The sequence below is a fragment of the Pseudoalteromonas sp. SG41-5 genome (assembly GCF_014164495.1).
GTDB classification, from domain to species: Bacteria; Pseudomonadota; Gammaproteobacteria; order Enterobacterales; family Alteromonadaceae; genus Pseudoalteromonas; species Pseudoalteromonas rhizosphaerae.
In genome coordinates, this window is sequence record NZ_JACJFH010000084.1 from 1 (window position 1) to 22,509 (window position 22,509).

Below are 22,509 nucleotides of genomic sequence, written 5' to 3' on the forward strand. Positions count from 1 at the left end.
CTGTTTGCTGTAATATCTTGCCCTTCAAGCACGATAGTGCCGTCTGCATATACCTCAACACTACCCTTGGCCGTTTGTAGGCTAACACTTTGCTGGGCTTCAATAACGATATGCCCTTGCGAATTATTAATTTGCGCGGCAGGTGCTTGATCCGCTTGCGCTAAGAGCGCCGTTACAATAAAGCCTTGTGCGCTATGTACAAGTAATACATTAGCCCCTACTTCTGCGATGCTGACATGTGCGCCTTGCGCAATAACTTGATGTTCAACATTATTAATTAATACCGCTTTTACACGGCCAAAACTGTCGACACGACTCACACACGCTAAATGTTGATCGTGATTGAATATACTTTGGATCTGAGCGCTCATAATAAACTCCTTTTCAACTAGTTATTACTAATTGCACTGCCTTTCACGGCGATATTACTGGCCGATAAAGTAATACTTGTCGCATCAATGGTTAAGTTACCACCGGCATCAATTTCAATACTCGCACCGCCTTGACTCAATTGCAGTGATCCTTGACCATCCGCTTTAATGGTAATATTTGCGCCACTACTAATTTCTATATCGCCATTGGGGGCTTGCAGTTCTAAATTGCCGTCAACCGAATATGCGCTAACATCTTGTTCACCTTGTAATTTAAGCTCTTGATCCGCTTTAAGCTCTAAGCTGCCATCGGTTGCTTCAATACGTGTGTTTGAGGTGGCTTTGAGGGTTAAATCTGCCGCCGATGTTACTGTGATATCCCCTTCGCGGGTTTGCATTTGCAAGTTATTCTCTACCCGCGTAGTAAAGTCATTGGCAACCGTAAAGGTGGCGTCGTTTTCAGCAACAAATTGCAGATTTTCTTTCGCTGATATTTTTACATCGCCATCTACAGACTTAAGCGTTGCTTGATGTGCGCCATTGGTGGCATCGAGTAATAGTTGGTTTTTATTATTTTTATTAGCAAGGCTAATTTTTTCTTCGCCTTTTTTATCATCCATTATTAAACTGTGGCCAGCTTTAGTAACGAGCTTATTCTCGGTCGGATTTTGGCTGGTAACTGGGTTAGGTGCATTTTGGTTGTATAACGCACCTAAAATAATGGGTCTGTCTAAATCGCCATTTTCGCCACAAACTAATACCTCAGTACCTTGTGTAAGCGGAAAGTGCATGCCATGACCACTGCCACCATAAGGTTGCATTAAGCGTGTTGGGCGGCTTTGTTGGCCTTCACCATCTTGATTAAATGGCAGTTTTACTACGTAATTACCATCATCATCAATTTCTTGCTCTACTAGTGCGTTAAAAGTTGCAAATACACGTCTTTCTGGAAGTAACTGTGCTTTAAACTGTTGATCCGATGGGACCAAGTACGCCTGATTTTTATAAGTTAAGCCTTTTACGTTAGCGCCATATTCCACACCTGCTTGCTGGCTACCCTTATGATCAACACGCACAACCAAATATTGGCCATTATGATCTGGATGATCATAAATAGTTAAAATCATTCCTGGTCTAAGCGCCCTGCAATCACTGTCGATAATCAATTGCTCTCGTTGACAATCAAACGCTTGCTGACGCGTTTTAGCAAGCGTATTGCCCTCGCCAGAAGTTGCATAGTTATTACCATAATGACTGTCTTCACCAAATCCTGGTTGCGAAGCGCTATTTTGCGCCGATACCTGTAAATTACCTGGTGCGCGGTAGTTATAATCGTTTAACGCAATACTTTGCGGCTGAAGTTGGGCTTGGCGACTAATTGCGAAGATTGTTTCGCTAGTACGTACTTGCCCAGATGGTGGCACATAACTTAAGTTTACTTCATCAAACAGAGCCGCAATATCTTTGCTGCTATTGCATACTTTAAAAGTGCAATCCGCGTCAGTTTGCTCAACAAAACTATAAACAAAGCCATGTTTACGCATTAAACGCGTAACAAATTCATAATCAGTTTCGTTATATTGCACTGTCATATCGAGGCTAGGGCCGCTGGCTTGCATGCTAAATTTTTGCATTGGGAAGCCCGCTTTATTAAACACACTTTTAATAATGGCAGCGGGATCCATCGCTGTAAAAACACGATTGGAATGTTGATGCTTAAGTAAAGTTAAATAAGAACTCAACACTAACGTGTAATGATAACCTTGGTGACTTTTACCATGGGCTACAAAACGACTTAGTAAACCTGAGATAGTCCGATCTGTCATAGACCACACCAAACTCAAACTGGCATCTTTACCTAGCAACGTTTGCGCAGTTAAATGTTCCTGACTCAATACTTGAATATTAAATTCATAGTCTTCACATAAGCTATCATTAATTGATGTGAAGTCAGTTACCTGCACCATGCCATCAGGTAAGCCTTGTATACTTACGCTAAAATGACTGGTATTCGCTTTATGTTCACTAAAGATGTCCATGAGTTCCATTTTCAATCCTTTTTTATCTATTAAATTAGGCGTTATCGGCAAATATTGCGGTGATTTCGTCTTGCTCATCAACCGTTAACGTTAAAATATCTGGCATATCTTCTTGCGCCATATATTCCAAAATAGATTTAGCAATTCCCGGTAAAATTTGTCTTTCAATGACTGCATTTACCATCCGAGCACCGCTGTCTGAAAGCTGGCATTGCTGAGTTAACTTACTCAATACACTTGCATCAACACGCAGTTGCATTTTATGATTAGTAGCAAGACGCTTAGCAATCGCTTCTAGTTTTAAACTAACAATTGCTTGCAGTGCATCTTGATCAAGCGCTAAATAAGGCACTACTTGCATGCGTGCAAGTAAAGCTGGTGCGAAGAATTGTAGTAACTGTGGCTTAATTAATTCACTTAACGCACCAATTGACGGCACTTGCCATGGGCTACCATCTTCATTAATCGGTGCATCCGTTGGATTGAGTGCGTCATTAATGGCTTGCTGCTGCTCAGTCGGTTGTTCTGCATCATCGTCTTGCTCTGGACTCAAATCGATCACTGTTGGTGGTGTGCATGCATCAATTAGCTCTGCTGAACCTAAGTTAGACGTCATGATGATCACGGTGTTTTTGAAGTCAATTTCACGGCCTTCACCATCACGCATATTGCCGCGTTCAAATACTTGATAAAACATGTTAAGCACATCTTTATGCGCTTTTTCTACTTCATCAAGCAAAATTACTGAGTATGGGCGCTGTCTTACCGCTTCAGTTAATACACCGCCTTCACCGTAACCTACATAACCAGGAGGTGAACCTTTAAGCTGCGATACTGTATGCGACTCTTGATATTCACTCATATTGATAGTGGTTAAGAACTTCTCGCCACCAAACAATTGCTTAGCTAAACAGCGGGCTGTTTCAGTTTTACCAACACCGGAGGGTCCGGCAAGTAAAAAGACCCCTAACGGTCCTTGTTCATTACTGATCCCCGCTTTGCTGACACGTAATGCTTGCGCAATTTTTGCCATACCAGCTTGCTGCCCGATCACTTCTTGACCAATTGCCGTTTCTAAATTAATGAGGTTACTGATCTGATCTTTAACCATGGCACCAACAGGTACACCGGTCCACTGAGAAATTATTTGTGCCACTGCATCAGCGTCTACTTCGCTAAATAAGCCATTATCTTGACTGTTTTGCTCTTTTAAAGTTTGGCGCAAGCTAAGTAGTGCAGCACTGTCTTGTTCGCTTGCATTGGTTGCTTGTTTAAATTCGTTGATCTGGCTTAAAGTAGCAATTTGTGACTCGCGGGCACTGGTTAATGCAGCAAGTTTAGCTTGTGCAGTATTTAACTCTTGCTGTAAGTACAATAACTTATCCATATCGACAGCTAAACCTTGCTCGCTTTCACTGGCAATACTGGCAATCCGAGTTTGTAAATAATTTATATGCTCTCGCTCAGATTCAATTGCAGCTGGATCAGTTGCAAACGACATTCTGACGCGAGCTGCTGCTGTATCAAGTACGTCAATTGCTTTATCTGGTAACTGACGACCTGTGATATAACGAGCTGACAATACAACAGCCGCTTCAATGGCATCATCGGTAATTTGGATATTATGATGTTGCTGATATTTATCTTTTAAACCCGCTAGCATAAGTTGCGCAGCTTGCTCCGTTGGCTCATCGACTTTGATCAGTTGAAAACGACGCTCTAATGCGGCATCACGCTCAAAGTACTTTTTATACTCACTCCAGGTGGTTGCTGCCACTGTGCGTAATTCACCTCTGGCAAGAGCGGGTTTTAATAAATTAGCCGCATCGCTCATACCAGCATCGCCACCCGCACCAATTAAGGTGTGTGCTTCATCAATAAACATAATGATCGGCGTGGTTGAGTTTTTAACTTCGTCAATTACTGTTTTTAAACGGCGCTCAAACTCGCCTTTAACACCTGCGCCAGCTTGTAATAAGCCCATGTCTAAGACTAATAAACGCACACCTTTTAATTCATCAGGTACTTGACCATCAATAATACGCTGTGCAAAACCTTCTACTACGGCGGTTTTACCGACTCCCGGATCACCCACTAAAATCGGGTTGTTTTTACGACGACGACATAACACATCCACCATCATGCGTATCTCGTCGTTTCGCCCGAGTACAGGATCAATTTTTCCTTGCTTAGCTTTTTCGGTTAAATCTTCACAATATTCATCAAGCGCGCCGCCACCTTCACTTTGGCCATTATTTTGCGTTTGCTGAGCTGTTTTTGCCTGTGGGTTTAAACGCTCGCTTGAGTTTTGACAAATTTTATCGAGGTTTTCGGCTAAAAAGCGTGAGTCAATTTTATCTAGCAACGCTGGTAATTGAAGCACAGGGCTATAAGGTAATAGCTCCGTGAGTGCATCAAGCAATGCAGCACCGTTGATCCAATCACTTTTATGCTGCACATTAGCGCTCAACCATGCGCGTTCTAACCATTCATATAAACGACGAGAAAACACCGGCTTACTTTGGTTACCCGCAGGTTGGCGATTTAAAAAGTCAAGCAACTCATGCCATACCGCATCTTGATTAATATTAAAAAAGTGAAATATTTGTTCTAAATCACCACTACTGCCCTCTTCCATCAACTTAATTAGTAAGTGTTCAGGCAGCACTTCAAAATGACTGCGACTGCTAGCAAACCCTGCAGCAGACTCAAGCGCGGTCGCGGTATGGCCATTTAGCTTGTCGATAAGTTGTTTAATGCCTTTTGCATCCATTGTTTTGTCCTTAAATCTGGTTTCTTACTAATGTTGATATTGAAGATGGGTATAGCTGTGTACGGTTGTGTTTGCCGCAGCACTACCTAAATAACTGTTGTGTCCAAGTATTAACGGTGACACACCGATTGCCTGTTGCTCTACAGCTTCGTTAGCCACTTTGATTTGGCATAACCACTGCACATTACTTGGTAAGTGAGTGCTTAATAACGCCGCCATTTTTTTACCTTGCTCATGCAAAGGGTTCAAACTAATGGCAGTTTCACTGTCTACAGGGCCGATGGCAATTGTTAAAATACTGCCACTTACTAATACTTTGCTACCTAATACCGCAGAACCACCGAGTACCATTTGGGCATCATCACCAAATGTACTTGGGGCATCAATTGTTTGCCAATTAGCGCGGGTATCGTCAACGTGCAGCTCTTTCACTGCAAGTGTATGTTTAAGTAGTTGAGTTAAGCCTGCTGCACTGGTTTGTTTTAAGCTAGCAATGCCGCATTGTACTTTTTGATCTGTTTTTGTAGATAAAATGGCTTCTATTAAATGATCAAATTGATCTGCACCACGTCCTGCAACATTGATTTGTGACTTTTTCCACGCCTGAAAAAGTTGGCAATATAAAATATGATTAAACATATCTAAAAATTGCCGAACCCTGTCACCACTTTCGTTATCACTTGCTGCTTGCTCTAACAGGTAATGTGGCATCGGCGCATCAACACCATACAAACCCAAGAATGACGTTGATAAACTGAGTCGCCCGCGTCCTTGGTTATCTAAGCTACACGCACGTACATCAGTTGCTGGAAAGCCAAGCTCTTTATAGGGCTTAAACATCACCCGCTCACTAATGCCTTTGTCAAGTTCGTGAGGCGTTGCCCAATGCTTTTCAATTAAGCTCATCGCTTTAAATAAATTAAACTGCCAAGGCTTAGCAATTAATTGCTCAATCGGTTTGGGCAATTTAGCCCAAACGGGATGCTTTATGGCTGGTTCATGCACACTCATAATTGATAACTCTTACCCGGCTCAATATCCCAACACCAGGTTTTATAGCTAGGAATAGCATTAACGCGAGTCTGCACACTTTCATTAATTGGTGCGTACATTAAAAAGAATTGGTGCAACATATTACAAAAATGATAAAGATCGGCATCGCACACAAACTTACTCTCATCGATATCAATTAATACATCTACGCCTTTAATAAAAATTCCACGCTTTATTTGGCTGATCGGAGTAGCCGTTATTTTTTGAATGCTCTCAATACGCAAGCGATTCTCAGCTTTTTGCGACCAATCAAATAGCACTAATAAACGTTTAAGCTCGGTTACTTGAGTTATTTGGGAAAACTTAACATTAAGTAAGCTGATCAGCTGCCAATGTTTTGGTTGATCTGGGCACGGTAAATAATTAGTAGGCCTAATAACATTCTCAACCTCGGCAATACTTGGCATATCGCGCCCGCCAATATTTAAATCACCTTCTTGCAGTAGTTGCCGAGGCCAGCCTGCATTAAAAGCAGTTAAATCAACAGATAGTGTTTCTTTTTCATCATTTAGATTGAAAGGCAACTGTAAGTAATGAGTTGGCGCAGCTGCACCCACATCTTTAGTTAATACGGTAAATAGCTTTTTCTCATCTTCAAATACACTTTGATAACGAGGTGTATAATCATAGGTTTTACCACTGAGCGAGTTGCGCCCCATTACCGAATCGACGGTGTAACTGAAAATATGATCGGTACGATTTTGATCTGCGGTGATCATATAGTCGGTACGATTGGGTTCGATTCTGATTGGCTCTGCCGCTTGGGAAAATAAATTAATTGCAGGCACGCAGTTTATCAGTAGGTTTTCACGGGATAATTGGTGTCCGGGTGGTAATTTACTTGAGCCACGAAAAACTATTTCAAAGCGGTCTATATGATCTGCAAACTCAACGTCTTGCAAACCTGTAAAAGTTAAAAAGTAAAAACGATCTTTGGCATTAAAGTAATCTAGTAATAATGCATAGCCTGGATGGCTTTGCTCAGCACTCGGTAAAAGAGCCCCATCAATATTTAAATAACTGGCACTGCAACCTTTTACTTTAAGCTTTTTATTATGCTCAAAATGCGCAGGGCCAAAATCAAGTTCAGCATGTTTCTCTGCCGTTTGCAGCAGCTTAAATAAAGAGCTACATAACGGGGTATCGCCGCGTAAATAAAACTGCAAGTTTGATAAGTCATAATTTTTACGCTCACCTTGGCATACAAAACGTAAACCAATGCGCAGCTCTGCACCTAAATGTGATTCTTGGTAGCGCACATGCTCAACATCGAATGGTGCTACTGTTAGATTATGCGTGGTGGTAAAAGTAATATTTTTGTGATCAACAACAGCGGTATCTGCTTTTAATGTGAGACCCTTTTCAATCATATGGGTCTTTTGCATTGCCAGCTTAGGGCTAAATTTAACTACCGTACTTGAAGGGTAATAACTAAGCAGAATAGGACATAATTGACGCAGCACTTGCTCTGACACTTCTGGTACTGATTCATCCAAGCGTTTTTGTGTGTGCGCAGTTAAATACGCCATACCTTCGAGTAAACGCTCGATATGCGGGTCGCGATCTTTTAAGGCATCAATATTTAACATGCCCGCATGCTCAGGATAATGTTGTGCAAACTGTTTACCGGCCTGCGTTAATAAACGCATTTGAGCATCAAAATATTGCTGCATTAAAATATCCTTTTCATTGAAATATTAATCACCATTTTTAGCGTGCTGCATTACATCAGCCTTACCGCCTGATTCAAACCGCGTGTTTAACTTAATACATTGGCCACTGGTTAGAAATGCTTGAATATCCAGTCGGATCACGCAATTTTCTTCACGTATTTCCATTGGAATAACATTGGCATAACGCACTCTTGGCTCATATTTCTCAATCAATTTTTTAACCTCAAACGCCAAAGTATGTTGCGAATAAGGCAAACCTTCGTAAATATCTTCAACATCGGGCAAACCATAATCAGCCAAATGCTTTAACACCCCACGGCGAGCATTAAGCAGCTCATTAAGATGGTTACAGACACTATTTTGCTCATCAGTCTGAAAACCTTGATGTCCATTACGAATGACAGGTTGAGTTAAAAAATCGAATAACGCCATGAACTTACCTCTGATAAAAGGATATGCTTGCGCATATCCTTTAAAAATTCCGACTTATCGACCTTCAGTCCAAGAGTCAGAGAACTCGATGTTGCCATCAAGGTATGTCCAAGTAATGCGCTTATAACGTAAACATACTGTTTCAAGGTGCGGATAACGCTCCTTGTCTAAGTCTTTTACGTTGTGCATTGTTGGTGAGATTGACGTAATTTTTACATCTTCCAACTTGTGGCAGAAATACTCACGCTCAGTCCCTGTGTCATCGATACGGTACCATTTAAGCTCAAGTTGCTTAAGTGTTTGACCGTTCGAGCACGCTTTATACAGATACGGTGTAGCTGCATCTACCGCTTTAGTAATTACAAACGGTTCATGCTTACGTGTACCTGTAAGTTCACCCGTGTCGTTATCTGTAGGAATGCGAAGTTCATGATCAAAGTGTAGGATCTCAATTGAACCTTCACGCTCTGCAACAGTTACAGAACCTTTGATGTCATTACCTTGGTCATCCTTTAACCACATATACGCTGGAATTGCCATTTCATTATTCTCCTTTTAGAATGAAGTGTTTCCTGTTAGTTGGCATTGGCATAAACAACCATGTTTATGCCCCCCAAAAAGCCCTCTGCTTCATGCCACTGGGGAACATGTCCCAAGTTGGATGCAACCAACTTGGGGCAATTTTTTCCATCTACATTTTTACACCAACCAGCTACTCACCAAATTGACGTATTTACACTTTAAAAGCCTGCGTTAAATGCGTTTCATCGGCGGCTTGGCAGTTCATTTTTCGCCAGGCATCTGCCCTACTAATGCCAAACGCACATCAATACCTTCCACTTGGAAATGCGGCACTATGTAAGTACTAACGCGGTAATAACCAGGGTTACCCGGAATTTCAGCAACAGTCACTTTGGCATCTTTTAATGGGTGCGTTGCAATTAACGACTCATCTGGGTTGTTCATTTTCGTAACTAACGCACCTAACCAATCATTAAGCTGCTGCTCTAATTCGTGGCGTGGTTTGCTAGAACCTATGTTTTCACGTTGTAACACTTTTAAGTAATGCGCAATGCGCGATACTAAGAAGATATACGGTAAACGCGAGTTAATACGTGCGTTTGAGGTTGCTTCTGGCGTTTCAAGCACTTGTGGCTTTTGCGCACTATTAGCTGAGAAGAAACACGCAAAGTCTGAATTTTTATAATAACTAAGTGGAATAAACCCTTGGTTAGCAAATTCAAGCTCTTTAGTCTCTGAGATCAATACTTCTGTTGGGATCTTAGTTTCTGAGCCTTTACCTGCTTCGAATGAATGAAGTGGTAAATTCTCAACTTTACCGCCCGACTGTGGGCCACGAATGTTAACTGCCCAACCATTATCATGGAAACTGCGAATAATATTGGCGGCAAAAGCAAACGTTGCGTTACCCCATAAATAGCGCTCATGGTGTTCACTGTTTACATCTTCTTGGTAGTTAAAGTTACGCAGTGGATTAGTTTCACCATACGGTAAGCGCAATAAGAAACGTGGGAACGCTAGGCCGATATAGCGTGAATCTTCTGATTCACGGAAGTTTTTCCAACGTAAAAATTCAGCACGCTCCATGTACGAACCAATATCTTGAATTTTAGATACTTCATCAAGTGAGTCTTTCAAGAAAAACTTAGGTCCTACGCTGCCCATAAATGGGCAGTGCGCCGCAGCTGATACGCGTGAAATTTCTTGTAGTAATGAAACATCTGGCGCTGAACAATCAAACTCAAAGTTCGATACCATAGTCGATACCGGTTCGCCACCTGGGGTGTCGTAATCTGAGGTATAAACATGCTTGTACAATGCTGATTGCGTGGTATCAGGCGCTTCTTCAAAGTCATCACGCAGGGTTTCTTTATCAACGTCGAGCATTTCGATTTTGATGTTGGCATTGTTTGGCGTGCGATTAATTAAATAACGTAATGAACGCCAAGCTGATTCCATTTTTTGGAAGTTTGGATTATGTAAAATCTGGTCTAACTGCTGTGAGATAATCGTATCAACTTTCGCAATATAGTCATCTAACAACAACTTATCGATACGCGTAACTTCTTGGCCGCTGCTGCCAGCCATATCTAAAAATACATTGATTGCCGCTGTTAAACGCTCATTCGCACGGGTTTCAGCAAGGTTGCTGGCATCACGAAAAGTGTCTAATTTGATCTCATCTGCAACTGGGGCAATATCGACCAAGTTACAAAGGCTTTCGTAGGTTGATACCGGAGCTTGCTCAATTGAATGAGCTGCAACGTTTAATTGTTCTTGCATTGACATGGTAACGTCCTTATTCAGTAACTGGGTGTTTTTCGTCTTCAGAAGCAAGCGGGGCAATTTCATCCAGCTTAGCTTTTAACTCATCAAGTTCTGGCTGGTTTTGTAATACCCGCTCTAGTTCTTTACGTAATGATGAGTTATCCAAAAGATTCGATTTCAAGTCACGCAGTAAGTTACGCATTGCCATCATTTTATTTAACTCAGGTACCTGTGAAGCAACTGATTCTGGATCAAACGATTTAAACGAATCAAACTGTAAATTCACGTTGATCTCGCCATCGCCTTTGATCTTATTAGCAACTTGAAAGTTTGCCTTTGGTGCCATATCTTTTAACACTTGCTCAATATTATTTTTATTGATTGTTACGCGTTCACGCTCAGCAAGGTCTTGGGTATTTAAACCATTAGAGTAATCACCAATTACCAGCATTTTTAGTGGCAATTCGCTTTTTTGCGATGCGCCATCCGTATCAAGCTCTAAAGAGATATTGATCCGAGCTCTTGGGATCTCTTTTTGAAATGTATCTGTCATGTTTCTTCCTTTGCAGTTTGTATCAATTCCAATTAACCTCGACCCATTAGTCAGGCTCTTGTAACTAAATCCAAGCTATTGCTTGAGCCGGATTGGTTACCATCATTCGCTGACTAATTTGCTTAGCAGCTAAACTCATTTCATCACTTTCTGCCAACGACAGATTGGCGTAACATTGTTTGGCAAAACGCCATACTTCCATGCAAAAATGTTGTTGCCACTTCGCTAATTGAAAAGTTTCAATTTGCTCAAGTAATTCGGTTAAAATTGCCAAAGCGTGTTCATAATGCTCCGCTTTAAGTAACAACTTGGCTTTTAATAATTGGCTTTGTGATTGGTCAAACCCGGTAGGGGTACTTAATTGCTCAACCTTGCTAAGCGCAGCACTGAGTTGTCCTTGCACTACTTCATCAGCCAATAAGCTATAATGTTCATCAAAAATATTGCCTTGCGAATTATTGCTTGCTGGTGTTTGTGCATTGCTAATTTCAAGTAACGTTTCTTTATTGGCTGGGCTGCATAACCCTGTGCCATCGTCGTACTGTAAATGAGTTAAAAGCGGAAACTGACTAGTTAAATTAATCAATTGCTGCTCAAGCCAGTAACTTAGCTTGCCTTTATTTAATTGTTTTAACGCACTTAATACCAACATTTGTAAGTTGAGATTAAATTGCATCGCACCTTCCATAAATAAGCCTTCAGCAAGCATGAGTGCCTGCTCTGGTTGTTCACTGGCAAGTGCATTTTCAATCGGTGCAAAAGCCGCAGCTCTTGGTGCTGGTAAGCGTGTTTTACCATTTTCATTAGCCGGTATTTTCAGCCCAGACCAACGTGCAGCACGTGATAATTTAATCACCCGCTCGATGTTATTTTGTTCTTTATCAAAATTCAGTAATTCACGAATAGCTGATAAATAAGCCGTGTCACTGCTGAGATCACCAACCGTAATACTTGCAACTTGACTTACAGAGCTGTGCACTGATGATGTTGAATTTGTTGCCGGTGTACCGTCGCTTGGTGCTTGTTCAGTATCGTCTTTACTAACAACTGACGGCTCGACTGCCTTTGCAACTGGGTTGCGTTTCATTTGCTCGTCAGTCCACTCGTTTAAAGTAGATAAAGGACCTGATTCACTATCTAATAATGGTACTGAGTGTTGGTTGTAATCGGTTAATACCGCATCTAGTTCAGCCCATTGTTCTGCGGTTGCCGAATGACTTTGCGAAATCCCTTTTAGACGTTCTTGTTGCTGTAAAAACCAGGTATTTACAGCACTGCGCATGCGCTCTTTAAGTGGGTGTACGTCGTTGCTAAAATCAGCCAATATCTTATTAAACAATTTGATTGAACTAATTAACCCCTGCACCCCAAATTCACTGGTTGCAGCTAAGCATAAGTAACTAACAATACGTAAATCTTTACTCTTATTCTGTAATAAGTCAGTTGCTTGAATAAACATCACTTTAAAATCAACCTCACCAACACCCGATGAAGATGCTTTGAGACTTTTAAATGTTTCTTCGTATTTTAAATCTTCGCCACACGGCAAACCTTGCAATGGTGCAGCAAGTTCATCCAGCCATAGTTGCCAGCTATTGTGAGTATGTGGTTGCTTTAAACTCATGCTTTACACCATCGTCTTAGTGCATCGTATACACTTACGTTATCCATATCGGCAAAATTAATACTGTAGTCACTTGGCACTTTGCTCAATGGTAAATTCGTCAAATCAATAATTTGTGTTGATTTGTCTTCATTTAACCAAATCGAGCTAAAATAGGATGCCGATACAGGACGACAAAACACCGTTAAACTAGGCGCATGATCTTCACATCCTAGTTGATAAAAGAACCACGGTTGCCAGTTGTGATCAGCAACCACAGATGCTATTAAATGCAGCCAAAACCCAGCGACCAAGGCGCTCTCATGACTAAACTGTGGCATTGGTAAACGAATACCAAATTGACTGCGTAGACAGCCTCTATTTGCAATCGACTTCAATACTGCAGATAGTTCTTCAATTAATACAGCACGCTTATGCACATCATTCATCTGGAGATGCTGCCACAGCACACTCATCGGTATCATGCGCAGTTTATCTAGCTCTTGATTTAAATTTGGTTGTTGCTTCAACGCATCAGCAACCTTGTTATAAGCATGAGCTTGTTCCGCCATCGCATCAATTGATGGCGCTTCTTTAATGCGATCATTCACACCAATTAAGTGCTCAATCACATGACTAGCATATAAAAACAAAAATGCTGGATGGCGTTTATAAGTTTCTAATCCGCTATGTATAAAAGAGCTAAAAGGGTAAAAACGGCCACTACTATCTTTACTTGGTTGTAAAATACCAAGCAAACTACTGTCTTCACTGTTCCCAGATACAAAAAACAACGATTTAACACCATTAAGTACAGCAACATTATTCGCCTTTCGACCACGATTAAGGTGAGCAAATCCTTCTTGTAACCAATGATCAAATGCCACTGATTCACGCGATGAAATATTTAACTTCACAAAATCAGGTCGTACTGGTGTTTTCCCCATATAACCGTAAGAAAACTGTTTTACTAGTAACGGCGATTTCTTTTTAGAAAATAAATTAAACATATCCGCCCCTACTGTACCGAATTATTATTCGACTGCGCATATTGCGGCGATTTCGAAAACAACGAGTTCGGTAAAGCAAACGAAGTCAGCATATATTTTGAGAAAATACCGCTATTACGCCCTGATTTTAAGGAAAACTGTACTGTTAATTGCTGTTCTGACTTATCGGTTAGTTCCCATGTAGCTAAGAACTCAGTGCCTTTTATCCATTTTACATTAGCATTATTAAGCACTTTAAGTAGCGCCCACGGACCATCTTGCTCAATCGAAATTCGATTGCCTTTATTATCTAAACCATAAAGAATCGCTTTTTCTGCAGCACCACGACCAGGCCAAGAAAAGTTACGCCACTCCTCCGGCTCATTACGATAGCGATAACCTTGCTCTGAAAAGCCTAAATAAGTTTCACGAATGCCTCTTTGTGGTACTGGCATCATCTGAAAATTAAAGCCCGCAGAATCTGCGCCACTAGTAAATAGTGAACGTGTTACTTTATTTGCTTTTGTTAAACCATCGAGTAATTCTTTACTAAAGCCAATACCAACACCATTCCACTGTTTTTCTTCCCATACGCCACGACGTACTTTCATAAAAGGTTTCAGTTGAGTGTTAGTAAAGTTCCATAATATGCCCGACTCAGTGTTTAAAAACTCCGACACATCAGCAATCGCGGCATCAGGTCCATTTAGGTTAAATGGGTACTTTCCTGCGATGCTGTTGCTGTACATTGTATAAACTTGGTTTTCCCACTCTTCATTTAACTGGCTTCGTGCTTTGGCCATAATTGTGGCTATACCCGCTTGTAAAGGCGCTTTGAAAAGAGTATCCAACGTTTCTTTTGTTTGTGGGTCTAAAGCACGTGTTTGGCTTTCAATGATGATCCATGAAGACTGCAAAGCATTGGTTTGATTATTACCTGAGAGTAAATCTTGGACAAAAATCATAGCTTGGCCATCATCTTCATTACTCGCCGCCATCGCTTTTATGTCTGAGTGGATGCTGCTTAATGAACTAATGTACTGGCCCATGTAATCAGAACTGCGCTTATTATCATCGTTTTGTGTAAAACGGCGTAAATCAGCAAAGCGAGATTCCAGCTCTGGCGCTCTAACCGTACTCATTTGTGAAAAATCAGGGCTGTTCATAGCTTGTTTAGCTAGCTTTCCTTTTGCAGCTTTTTTCTGCGCAACGTCGGCAGCACCGGCAACTAAGGTCGCAATTTTGTCATTATTCGCGGTAACGGCTGAAGGTTCGTCAGCAACCATTATGTTATTGTTCACCAGCATCATTAAATCTATCAATGGGCCATCGTTTGATGAAAGGCGAGCAAAATCAATACTTGCATCGTTTAAGTCTCTAAACGCTGGGACTTGAATACTATTTAAGAATTCGAACCAAGTATTACCGTAATCCTTAAAGTAATAAGCACGCATTGCTTTGGCTAAGGACTCAGCTTGTGCTTCATCTACAGCATTTTGCCCTTCGTCATTACTGGTGCCCATAACCCAATCGCCTGAGAACACTAACCGTGAAATACGTTTAATTTCAGGATATACATATTCTTGCCAACCAGCATTGGTATATACATAAGGAATTGCATAGCTACTTTTTAATACATCACGGTTATTAGCCGACATAAACTGATTAAGCTGTAATGCTTTTTTGCGCTCAGCAAAGCTTGTTATCACTTGCTTATACAGAGGCTCAGCTTCAGGTTGAGTATTTAAACTTTCGCGCGCAGTATAAATTGCGGTTTCATTTGCTTGCCAAAAATTAATCTTCCCAGGATGCTCTAGATCAGTACCTAAATTAGCTAAGTACACATCTAACAACGCAGTTAATTGACTATAAATGGGTGTATCTTGTTGCGCTGTTAAATCAATATTAAAGTGATTACTAATAAAACTAAGTAGCTGCTGTTTAGCAAATTCATCATTTTTATGTTCGGGGTGTGTGCTTAGCATTAAATGTAATTTAAGTGCTTCGTAATAAGGTTGTCGAATACCTACGCGTGACTCCGGCTCATCAGAGTTCCAACGGCTTTCATACTGTTTTAATTGTGCTAACACCTGTTTTTCAGCAGGAAGTGTGATCAATTGGTTTAACTGGTTAAATAATACATTCGCGACACTTTGAGTTGTTTCGTCACCTTCGTAAATACCAAAAATAAAATACCAAGGTAAGCTTTTTTCATAACTTACAAGCTCCTGATAATGCTCAAATAATGCAAGTGTTGCAGCTAGCTTTTGATCCGCCTTCGCCTTATTTACATTAACTTCAACCACCGCTTTCACGCGTGCTTCGCCTTGGTTAAGCAATAACTGATTACTGGTGTATGAGGTAATCAATAACGCTGTAATCGCCGCTATTGAGGCAAGCCCCGTGGTTACAGTTAAACCTTTTAACCAACGACCTACTAAGCGCTTTTTACGATTACCCCGAGTTAAATCTTGTAGTTTAAAAATAACATCATTAAAAACGCGATTAATAAAATAGCTTTGGGTGATTGTTTCTTGTTTTTGTTCAACCACAACCGCGCCAAATTGATCGCGTACACCGTTGGTGATTCGCTCAATTGGTGTGCCCTCTTGTGTACCTGAGGTAAAATACACGCCTGCAAACCAAGGAACTTCTTGGTACGGATTCGCTTTAAATAGCAAGTTTACAAATTCGGTTAGTTTTGTTGAGGCCGATTTAAACTGATTAGGAAAATCAAGGATCAACTGTTTACGATGCTCATTTCGTTCACGGGCCACTTTACTTAAACGTTGCTGGCACAAACGTTCGTATAATTCATCCATTCTGAGCTCGAACATTTCAGCCGGATCGGTTTTTTGGTCTTCACTAATATCAAGTAAATATGCGCCCCACACTTGCTCGCGCTCTTTTTCAGATAAGTCATTAAAAAAAGGTTCAAAGCCACTAATTAAATCGGTTTTTGTGAAAGTGATATAAACAGGGAAAATAACACCTAGTTGCGTGATCAACTCTTCAATACGTTCACGGACTAACTTTACATGCTGGCGAATTTCTTCACTGTCAGAGGTTAAAACATCAGCCACACTAATTGCGACCATTACGCCATTGATAGGTAATTTTGGGCGGTACTTTTTCAGTAAATTTAAAAATGATAACCACTCTTTGTTTTCTGATTGCTCAGTTGTGTAACGTCCTGCGGTGTCAATTAAGATCGCTTGATCTGAAAACCACCAATCACAGTTACGTGTGCCACCAAAACCTTGAATATGCAGTTCGCTAGAGTTTGAATACGGAAAATGTAATCCAGAGTTAGCAAATAAAGTACTTTTACCGGTCGCTGATGGACCAATGATCATATACCAAGGTAGTGCATAAAGAGCCGTATTACCACGATAGCCAGCGCCTAAGTGCGATGCTTTTAATGAGCCTAACGCTTCTTGCATTTTTTCTTTTATTTCATCAAGCTCAGCACTTGAGCCCGCATTGTGATTTGCAAGTTCAGAAGCTAACTTATCGCCAGAACGCTTAGTCCATAACCAACGAGTAAAAATAAATAAAATGAATACCGCCGTAACTGCTCCCATAGCAATCAGCTTTTTATCAGTCGTGTCTAAGCCCACCATGCGCCCAGCAAACCAAACAATGCTCAGCACTGCAATTAGACCGATCAACTGTCCTGTGGCGCGAGATGACACTAAGCCCAGTAAAAAATGCACTAGGCCACTTTTATTTACTCTTCCTTGCATGGTATTGCCTTATCGTGTCTCGTTGGTTTTATTCAATTGAGTGAGTACTTCCACCTGATTACTTATGGTTTGCGTACTCTGTGTAGCCTGCTTGTTGATCACAAAATGAAAGCCTGCAAATAGGGAAGCGATTGAGCCTAAACAAATCGACAGAATAACCCAATAAGGGACATTACGACCGACTTTCATAGCAAACCCTTCAGCAGGTACGCCATTATCAGAAAGCAGTGCATTAGGCGTGCCTTTGACATCTTCAATTTGTGCACGAATGTCAACTATCAAAGCTTTAAGCTGTTCTATTCCTTTAACTTTATAGATACCTTCAAAACCCAATTGCAAACAAATATAGTACACTTCTAACGCCGCAAATTTATTTTCACCGCCAGTACGCAAAGTCGCTAAACGCTCAAAAAACTCTTCACCTGCACGGTTATTGCCAAAAAACTCTAACTGCAGCGGTCGTGACATCCAGTCCATACGAAAATGCGCTCCGGAGCTCATTACAAACTCATCACACATTGCAGTAAGAGCAAATTTTACTTCTTGCATCACACTAGTCGTCACTTGTTGGGCATAACAATTACGCTCAAACTCATCAAAACTATTTAATAACTGATCACGAAAATCGTTCAGCTCAAGATCGGTTGATTGCTTGAGCTTTAATGGCGATAACGCATTTATAACCGGTGATATACAGGCGATTAAATCTTGTTGTTGTGATTGTTGTTGCATCATTTCACCTAACTTAATTGCGTGCGACAGTAACTATTTCGATTTGCGCAGCTTGCAAACCAAATGGAATAAATAAACTTAACGACTGCTCTTCGATTATTTGCTGCCAAATGTAACCATGTGATTCAAGACGGAAATATTCATATCCACTCTTTATTGCTAATTTATTTGGCGGCCGTTGGCAGTGAGTTAGCTGAACACCTGCAAGGGCTGATGAAATCATAATATCGAGTTTTTCAGTTGCGCCAACTTTAACTTGGTCGCTAAATGTTTCAATCCACTTGGTATCCTCAGCTTCAAAATAAACCGCTAGATAAAAGTCGTTATGCTCAAAAATTGCTGAGTCAATAGTCGCAACCTGATGAATAGCATTGGAAACTTTTTCAAGTTTAAGGCCAGCCATTTTCTTAGGCACAACACCTTCAAGTAGCTTAGTTAGCAACTCATCTAACTTACCAAATACATGGCTGAGTTGTTTATGCTGATAAGGAGGGACTTGGTTTACTAAATCACTGTGTTCAAACATCGATACAGAGCTGATCAAATCAACCAATTCACAGTACAAACGCTCTGGATGAACTAATGACAAACTTTTTAAATGATCCAACCGCTTTGCTGAAGGTGCCATCGCATTAAGTAATAAAAAGCTATTCATCTCGTTTGGACCAAAGTCAGTCACTGAACCAAAGTTTTTCCTGCGACTAAGCAACACATTGACTTTCGCATTCACTAAATTTGCGGTGCGATTTAATAGCTCAGTTAAATATACCGAAGCACTGATATTTAACAGTGGTGGTACAAAGTGTTTATTAACAACAAAAGAGCCGTCTTCTGCGCGGACTATTTTCAAACACGCTAAAGTATCAAAATAAGTTTTTACATCACTATCTGTTAATAATATAAATTTAGGGTGCGCTATCAGCACTTCACGATTACGTGCAGCATCATGATCATCATTTAATTCAATATAGTCTGCATGATAGGCACTGAGCTGACCGGTTGTTGCATAACCCTCAATATTACTAACGATTTTATTGGCAGCAATCGCGATGTAAATAATCACTTCATCTAGGTTAGGATCTAATTCCAGCTTTAATTCGTCATGTTGTTGGCGATCAAAATCAAGTAATCGACCATTTTCAAGTAACAATTTGAAGCTAGTAATTTTTAATAGCCCACGCGATAACGCTGACTCATCAATTGCAAGATGCTGGATACCAAACACCAATGGAGAAATAAGTCGCTGTCTTACAATTTGATTTTGCTCATGATACTCATCAAATAACTGAAAATGGTGTTGTGCTAATAATACACCTTCAGCCCAGACGGGTTTTACGGGGGCTTTAGTACTCATTACTGTGCCTCATCCACGTCAGGCAACTGCACTTCATTATTTGTGATCAGCACATCTAATGCAGTCGATAATTTAACCGGACCATCACCTAGTTGATAATACGTTTTCCATTTATCTCCTTGGCGATCTCTAAATAACGCAACAATTGCCACAAAACGAGCATTTTCAGCTTGTTCAAAAGCGATCGTTGTTTTTTCAGCAGGATTAATAGTGCGTTCTTCTAACGTGATCAATGAATTTGCTAATACTGATTTATCTGACTTCCAAAGTTCTTCAAACGTTGCTGTTTTAAAGCTCTGAATATCAGACAATTGATACACTCTGAGAACCACTGGAAGTGCTTCATCAAACTGATTTAAATTTAAATTATCTGTTGCTGTAATGTCTAACTCTACATTAGTGCTCATGCACGCAGTGAGTGACATTAACAGCACAGCTAAGATTACTTTATTTATTGCAAAACGCATTTAATACCTCATTAGATATTTTAAAATTGATTATTCAGTTTTTACAAAGGATCTCTTCATAAACAGGGCAAATAACCCTATTAAAACGCACTGACGCACAATCGGACCAGCGATTGCCATTTAAAATTCTAGAAAAAAAGCCTGAACTTTTATTTTCTTGATTTTCAACAGCTAGAGACTTGATGACAACATGATCGATTGAAGATATTAATTTAGAATTTAAAACTATTAACTCTTGAATATAACTAGATATATTTTCATTAATTAAAATAATGTTTCCATCGTTCTTTGGAGGATTATTCAAAAAGAAGAAAAACTGATCTATAACGGATTCAGAAAAAACACGATGCGCAGGAATACCTGTTTGATCTAGTAAAGAGGAGATGTTGCAGGTTAGAGACCAAGCCAAGGAGTAAAGGCTATCAACCTGATTTATAAAATCTTTTTTTCTCATTTCATCATCCTTGATTTAACTTAGTCAGCTTAAAGGTGCACTAACGCGGTAATTCTTCAGTCCTTAGAATTAGCGCATGATACAAACATAGTTGTTAAAATGTCAACTGAATCCAGTGCAAAAACACAACTATTTATCAAATAAAGTTGTTCCAAACAAAAACAACAACACCATATAATTTTAAAAATGAACATATTATGAACCTATTTACATATACTCTAAATATCGTTAATTACAAATATTTTATTGATTATCGTTAGAGTAATGTGTATTTTTACACGCATTATCGACCAAGGTAGCCAAAGGACAAGGAAATGTCTCAATCACGATTATTGTTAGATATTAATGACAAAACAATGAACGTAACTCAGGTAAAAGGGATTGAACGCTTAAATAAAAGCTTTGAGTTTGACCTGATTTTCGACACCCTCACTGATGAACCTTTAAACGATTTACTATTACAGTCGGCCTTAATTACATTTGTAAATAAAGACAATTACTATCGCCACCAAGCTGGCCTCATAACACAAAGCACCGATCTTGGGTTATTCAACAACAAGCGTCGCTATCATATCGTCATAAAAGATCGATTGAGTACGCTAAAAAACACCTCAGATAGCAAAGTATTTATCGGCGTTAATTTAAAAGATGTTTTACACTACCTAGCATCACAAGCCGGATACTCTCAAGGTCAAGTAGATTTCAGAGTTACCCAACCGTTTGCTGATATGTCTCAGTGTGTACAAGCAATGGAAAGTAATTGGCAGTTTTTTCATCGTTTACTGGCTTCCTATGGTTTATTTTATTGGTTTGAAAGCAAGGACTCGGCTGAAATACTGGTGATAAGCGACAGTAATTTAAATAGTCCATACCTTGAGCGCGGCGTTTTAGAAGTTACCAGTAGCGCTGGAATGAATAACCAACACAGAGAGCAATTTGTTGGCTTTATGCATGCTCAACTTACTGAGTCTATTTATAACAATACTGCAAACAGTGCAGCCTATGGGCAATTTAATACCGTTGCCAGCAATAGCCAATCATTCTTTGAACCCTGCGCGTTATCGCAATCCGCCGCAACTAATCAAGCACAAAATTTTAGTAGTGCACTCGCAAGTTTAAATAAAGTTATTAGCTTAACCGGTAACGTATGTGATTTATTTGCGGGATGTTCGATTTCATTAAGTGATAACACCGGCATTGGTAGCAGTGGTGACTTACTCTGTATCGCAGTCGAGCACTTCAGCGAGCAACCAAGTGACGAAAGTAGCCATGAGGGTTTAACTAAATACAGTTGTAAAGCGCAATTCATTGAACGAGGAACGCCATTTAAGCCACTCCCTATTCCCCATCAAGCAAAACCGATGGTATTTCCTGCGAAAGTAGAATCACTGACCGGCAATGCATTTATTGATGACAACGGGCAATATCGAGCCCGCGTTGATTTTGACAAAAATGCCAGACCACTAACGCAGTCAAGCCCTGCCTTGCAAAAGTTAGCGCTGTATGCATGCCAAAACCAACCTCAGGCCACTGGATGGCACTTTCCACTCGTCGGTGGTTCAGAGGTACTAATAGGCTGTATTAACAACGACCCTAATCACGCCTACATTATGGGCTTTGCACTAAATAGCGATCAACCAAGCGTTGTAACCGCCGCCAATCCAACGCATAACCGATTATTAACCGCAGCCCACAACGAACTACTATTTGATGATGACGACAATGAGCCAAAAGTCATTTTACAAACTCTCGCCAGTGAACATTACTTTGAGTTAAATGCTAAACAATCAGGCCGCCAATTTATCGAATGGATCAGCCAACTTGGGACGATAAACTTACACGCCGGGCGCGATTTATGCCTAGAAACCGAGCAAAACAATGTACAGTTTGTGATAAAGAACAATCAATTTATTGATGTTAAAAATGAACTCAAACAACAAACTAACAACGGCAATATCAATTACCAAAGTGCCGGCAACAA

Annotated in this window: 17 protein-coding genes; 1 reads left to right on the plus strand and 16 read right to left on the minus strand. The window is 40.4% G+C overall.

Going from position 1 to position 22,509, the window contains the following annotated elements; all coding sequences use genetic code 11:
- From H5232_RS17880 to H5232_RS17955, 16 genes are all read right to left on the minus strand, one after another.
- A partial coding sequence (locus H5232_RS17880; RefSeq protein ID WP_182831272.1) for a hypothetical protein occupies positions 1-371 on the minus strand: 371 nt, incomplete at its 3' end.
- Positions 372-388: 17 nt separating this feature from the next.
- Positions 389-2,410, minus strand: coding sequence for a type VI secretion system Vgr family protein (locus H5232_RS17885; RefSeq protein ID WP_182719407.1), 2,022 nt, complete (start codon positions 2,408-2,410; stop codon positions 389-391).
- A gap of 34 nt (positions 2,411-2,444) precedes the next feature.
- Positions 2,445-5,183: a type VI secretion system ATPase TssH gene (gene tssH / locus H5232_RS17890; protein WP_182831273.1), complete on the minus strand. Its 2,739-nt coding sequence runs from the start codon at positions 5,181-5,183 to the stop codon at positions 2,445-2,447.
- A gap of 27 nt (positions 5,184-5,210) precedes the next feature.
- Positions 5,211-6,194 carry a type VI secretion system baseplate subunit TssG gene (tssG, locus tag H5232_RS17895; RefSeq protein WP_220496092.1) on the minus strand — a complete coding sequence of 328 codons (984 nt, stop codon included), beginning with the start codon at positions 6,192-6,194 and terminating at the stop codon, positions 5,211-5,213.
- Positions 6,191-7,909 carry a type VI secretion system baseplate subunit TssF gene (gene tssF / locus H5232_RS17900; protein WP_145242483.1) on the minus strand — a complete coding sequence of 573 codons (1,719 nt, stop codon included), beginning with the start codon at positions 7,907-7,909 and terminating at the stop codon, positions 6,191-6,193. The genes tssG and tssF overlap by 4 nt, the downstream gene beginning before the upstream one ends.
- A 24-nt stretch (positions 7,910-7,933) precedes the next feature.
- The gene (gene tssE / locus H5232_RS17905) at positions 7,934-8,341 is read right to left on the minus strand and encodes a type VI secretion system baseplate subunit TssE (protein ID WP_145242485.1); all 408 of its coding nucleotides are present in this window, start codon (positions 8,339-8,341) and stop codon (positions 7,934-7,936) included.
- Between the two features lie 54 nt (positions 8,342-8,395).
- Positions 8,396-8,881: an Hcp family type VI secretion system effector gene (locus H5232_RS17910; protein WP_007584479.1), complete on the minus strand. Its 486-nt coding sequence runs from the start codon at positions 8,879-8,881 to the stop codon at positions 8,396-8,398.
- Positions 8,882-9,124: 243 nt separating this feature from the next.
- The gene (tssC, locus tag H5232_RS17915) at positions 9,125-10,651 is read right to left on the minus strand and encodes a type VI secretion system contractile sheath large subunit (RefSeq protein ID WP_145242487.1); all 1,527 of its coding nucleotides are present in this window, start codon (positions 10,649-10,651) and stop codon (positions 9,125-9,127) included.
- Positions 10,652-10,661: 10 nt separating this feature from the next.
- On the minus strand, positions 10,662-11,183 hold the full coding sequence (gene tssB / locus H5232_RS17920) for a type VI secretion system contractile sheath small subunit (RefSeq protein WP_145242489.1): 522 nt from the start codon (positions 11,181-11,183) through the stop codon (positions 10,662-10,664).
- A gap of 64 nt (positions 11,184-11,247) precedes the next feature.
- A complete protein-coding gene (locus H5232_RS17925) occupies positions 11,248-12,807 on the minus strand; it encodes a TssA family type VI secretion system protein (protein WP_145242491.1) in 1,560 nt (519 codons plus the stop codon).
- Positions 12,804-13,796 (minus strand): type VI secretion system-associated protein TagF, encoded by a 993-nt coding sequence (gene tagF / locus H5232_RS17930; protein WP_145242493.1) that lies wholly within the window; start codon positions 13,794-13,796, stop codon positions 12,804-12,806. The genes H5232_RS17925 and tagF overlap by 4 nt, the downstream gene beginning before the upstream one ends.
- 8 nt (positions 13,797-13,804) lie before the next feature.
- Positions 13,805-17,521, minus strand: coding sequence for a type VI secretion system membrane subunit TssM (tssM, locus tag H5232_RS17935; RefSeq protein WP_182768135.1), 3,717 nt, complete (start codon positions 17,519-17,521; stop codon positions 13,805-13,807).
- A 9-nt stretch (positions 17,522-17,530) separates the two neighbouring features.
- Positions 17,531-18,256, minus strand: coding sequence for a type IVB secretion system protein IcmH/DotU (icmH, locus tag H5232_RS17940; RefSeq protein ID WP_257326852.1), 726 nt, complete (start codon positions 18,254-18,256; stop codon positions 17,531-17,533).
- A 10-nt stretch (positions 18,257-18,266) separates the two neighbouring features.
- Positions 18,267-19,607: a type VI secretion system baseplate subunit TssK gene (gene tssK, locus H5232_RS17945; protein WP_182740570.1), complete on the minus strand. Its 1,341-nt coding sequence runs from the start codon at positions 19,605-19,607 to the stop codon at positions 18,267-18,269.
- Positions 19,607-20,074 (minus strand): type VI secretion system lipoprotein TssJ, encoded by a 468-nt coding sequence (gene tssJ, locus H5232_RS17950; RefSeq protein WP_145242499.1) that lies wholly within the window; start codon positions 20,072-20,074, stop codon positions 19,607-19,609. The genes tssK and tssJ overlap by 1 nt, the downstream gene beginning before the upstream one ends.
- 34 nt (positions 20,075-20,108) lie before the next feature.
- Positions 20,109-20,528, minus strand: coding sequence for a hypothetical protein (locus H5232_RS17955; RefSeq protein WP_182730837.1), 420 nt, complete (start codon positions 20,526-20,528; stop codon positions 20,109-20,111).
- Positions 20,529-20,842: 314 nt separating this feature from the next.
- On the opposite strand from H5232_RS17955, the gene H5232_RS17960 reads away from it, so the two are divergent.
- Positions 20,843-22,509: type VI secretion system Vgr family protein (locus H5232_RS17960; protein WP_182831274.1), on the plus strand; the 1,667-nt coding region annotated here is incomplete at its 3' end.

Bases quoted from the DNA above. Each gene is read 5' to 3' on its own strand.
- tssF (WP_145242483.1), bottom strand. From the start codon at position 7,909: ATGCAGCAATATTTTGATGCTCAAATGCGTTTATTAACGCAGGCCGGT.
- tssB (WP_145242489.1), bottom strand. From the start codon at position 11,183: ATGACAGATACATTTCAAAAAGAGATCCCAAGAGCTCGGATCAATATC.
- tssH (WP_182831273.1), bottom strand. From the start codon at position 5,183: ATGGATGCAAAAGGCATTAAACAACTTATCGACAAGCTAAATGGCCAT.
- tagF (WP_145242493.1), bottom strand. From the start codon at position 13,796: ATGTTTAATTTATTTTCTAAAAAGAAATCGCCGTTACTAGTAAAACAG.
- H5232_RS17955 (WP_182730837.1), bottom strand. From the start codon at position 20,528: ATGAGAAAAAAAGATTTTATAAATCAGGTTGATAGCCTTTACTCCTTG.
- H5232_RS17925 (WP_145242491.1), bottom strand. From the start codon at position 12,807: ATGAGTTTAAAGCAACCACATACTCACAATAGCTGGCAACTATGGCTG.
- tssG (WP_220496092.1), bottom strand. From the start codon at position 6,194: ATGAGTGTGCATGAACCAGCCATAAAGCATCCCGTTTGGGCTAAATTG.
- tssM (WP_182768135.1), bottom strand. From the start codon at position 17,521: ATGCAAGGAAGAGTAAATAAAAGTGGCCTAGTGCATTTTTTACTGGGC.
- tssE (WP_145242485.1), bottom strand. From the start codon at position 8,341: ATGGCGTTATTCGATTTTTTAACTCAACCTGTCATTCGTAATGGACAT.
- tssK (WP_182740570.1), bottom strand. From the start codon at position 19,607: ATGAGTACTAAAGCCCCCGTAAAACCCGTCTGGGCTGAAGGTGTATTA.
- icmH (WP_257326852.1), bottom strand. From the start codon at position 18,256: ATGATGCAACAACAATCACAACAACAAGATTTAATCGCCTGTATATCA.
- tssC (WP_145242487.1), bottom strand. From the start codon at position 10,651: ATGTCAATGCAAGAACAATTAAACGTTGCAGCTCATTCAATTGAGCAA.
- H5232_RS17910 (WP_007584479.1), bottom strand. From the start codon at position 8,881: ATGGCAATTCCAGCGTATATGTGGTTAAAGGATGACCAAGGTAATGAC.
- H5232_RS17885 (WP_182719407.1), bottom strand. From the start codon at position 2,410: ATGGACATCTTTAGTGAACATAAAGCGAATACCAGTCATTTTAGCGTA.
- tssJ (WP_145242499.1), bottom strand. From the start codon at position 20,074: ATGCGTTTTGCAATAAATAAAGTAATCTTAGCTGTGCTGTTAATGTCA.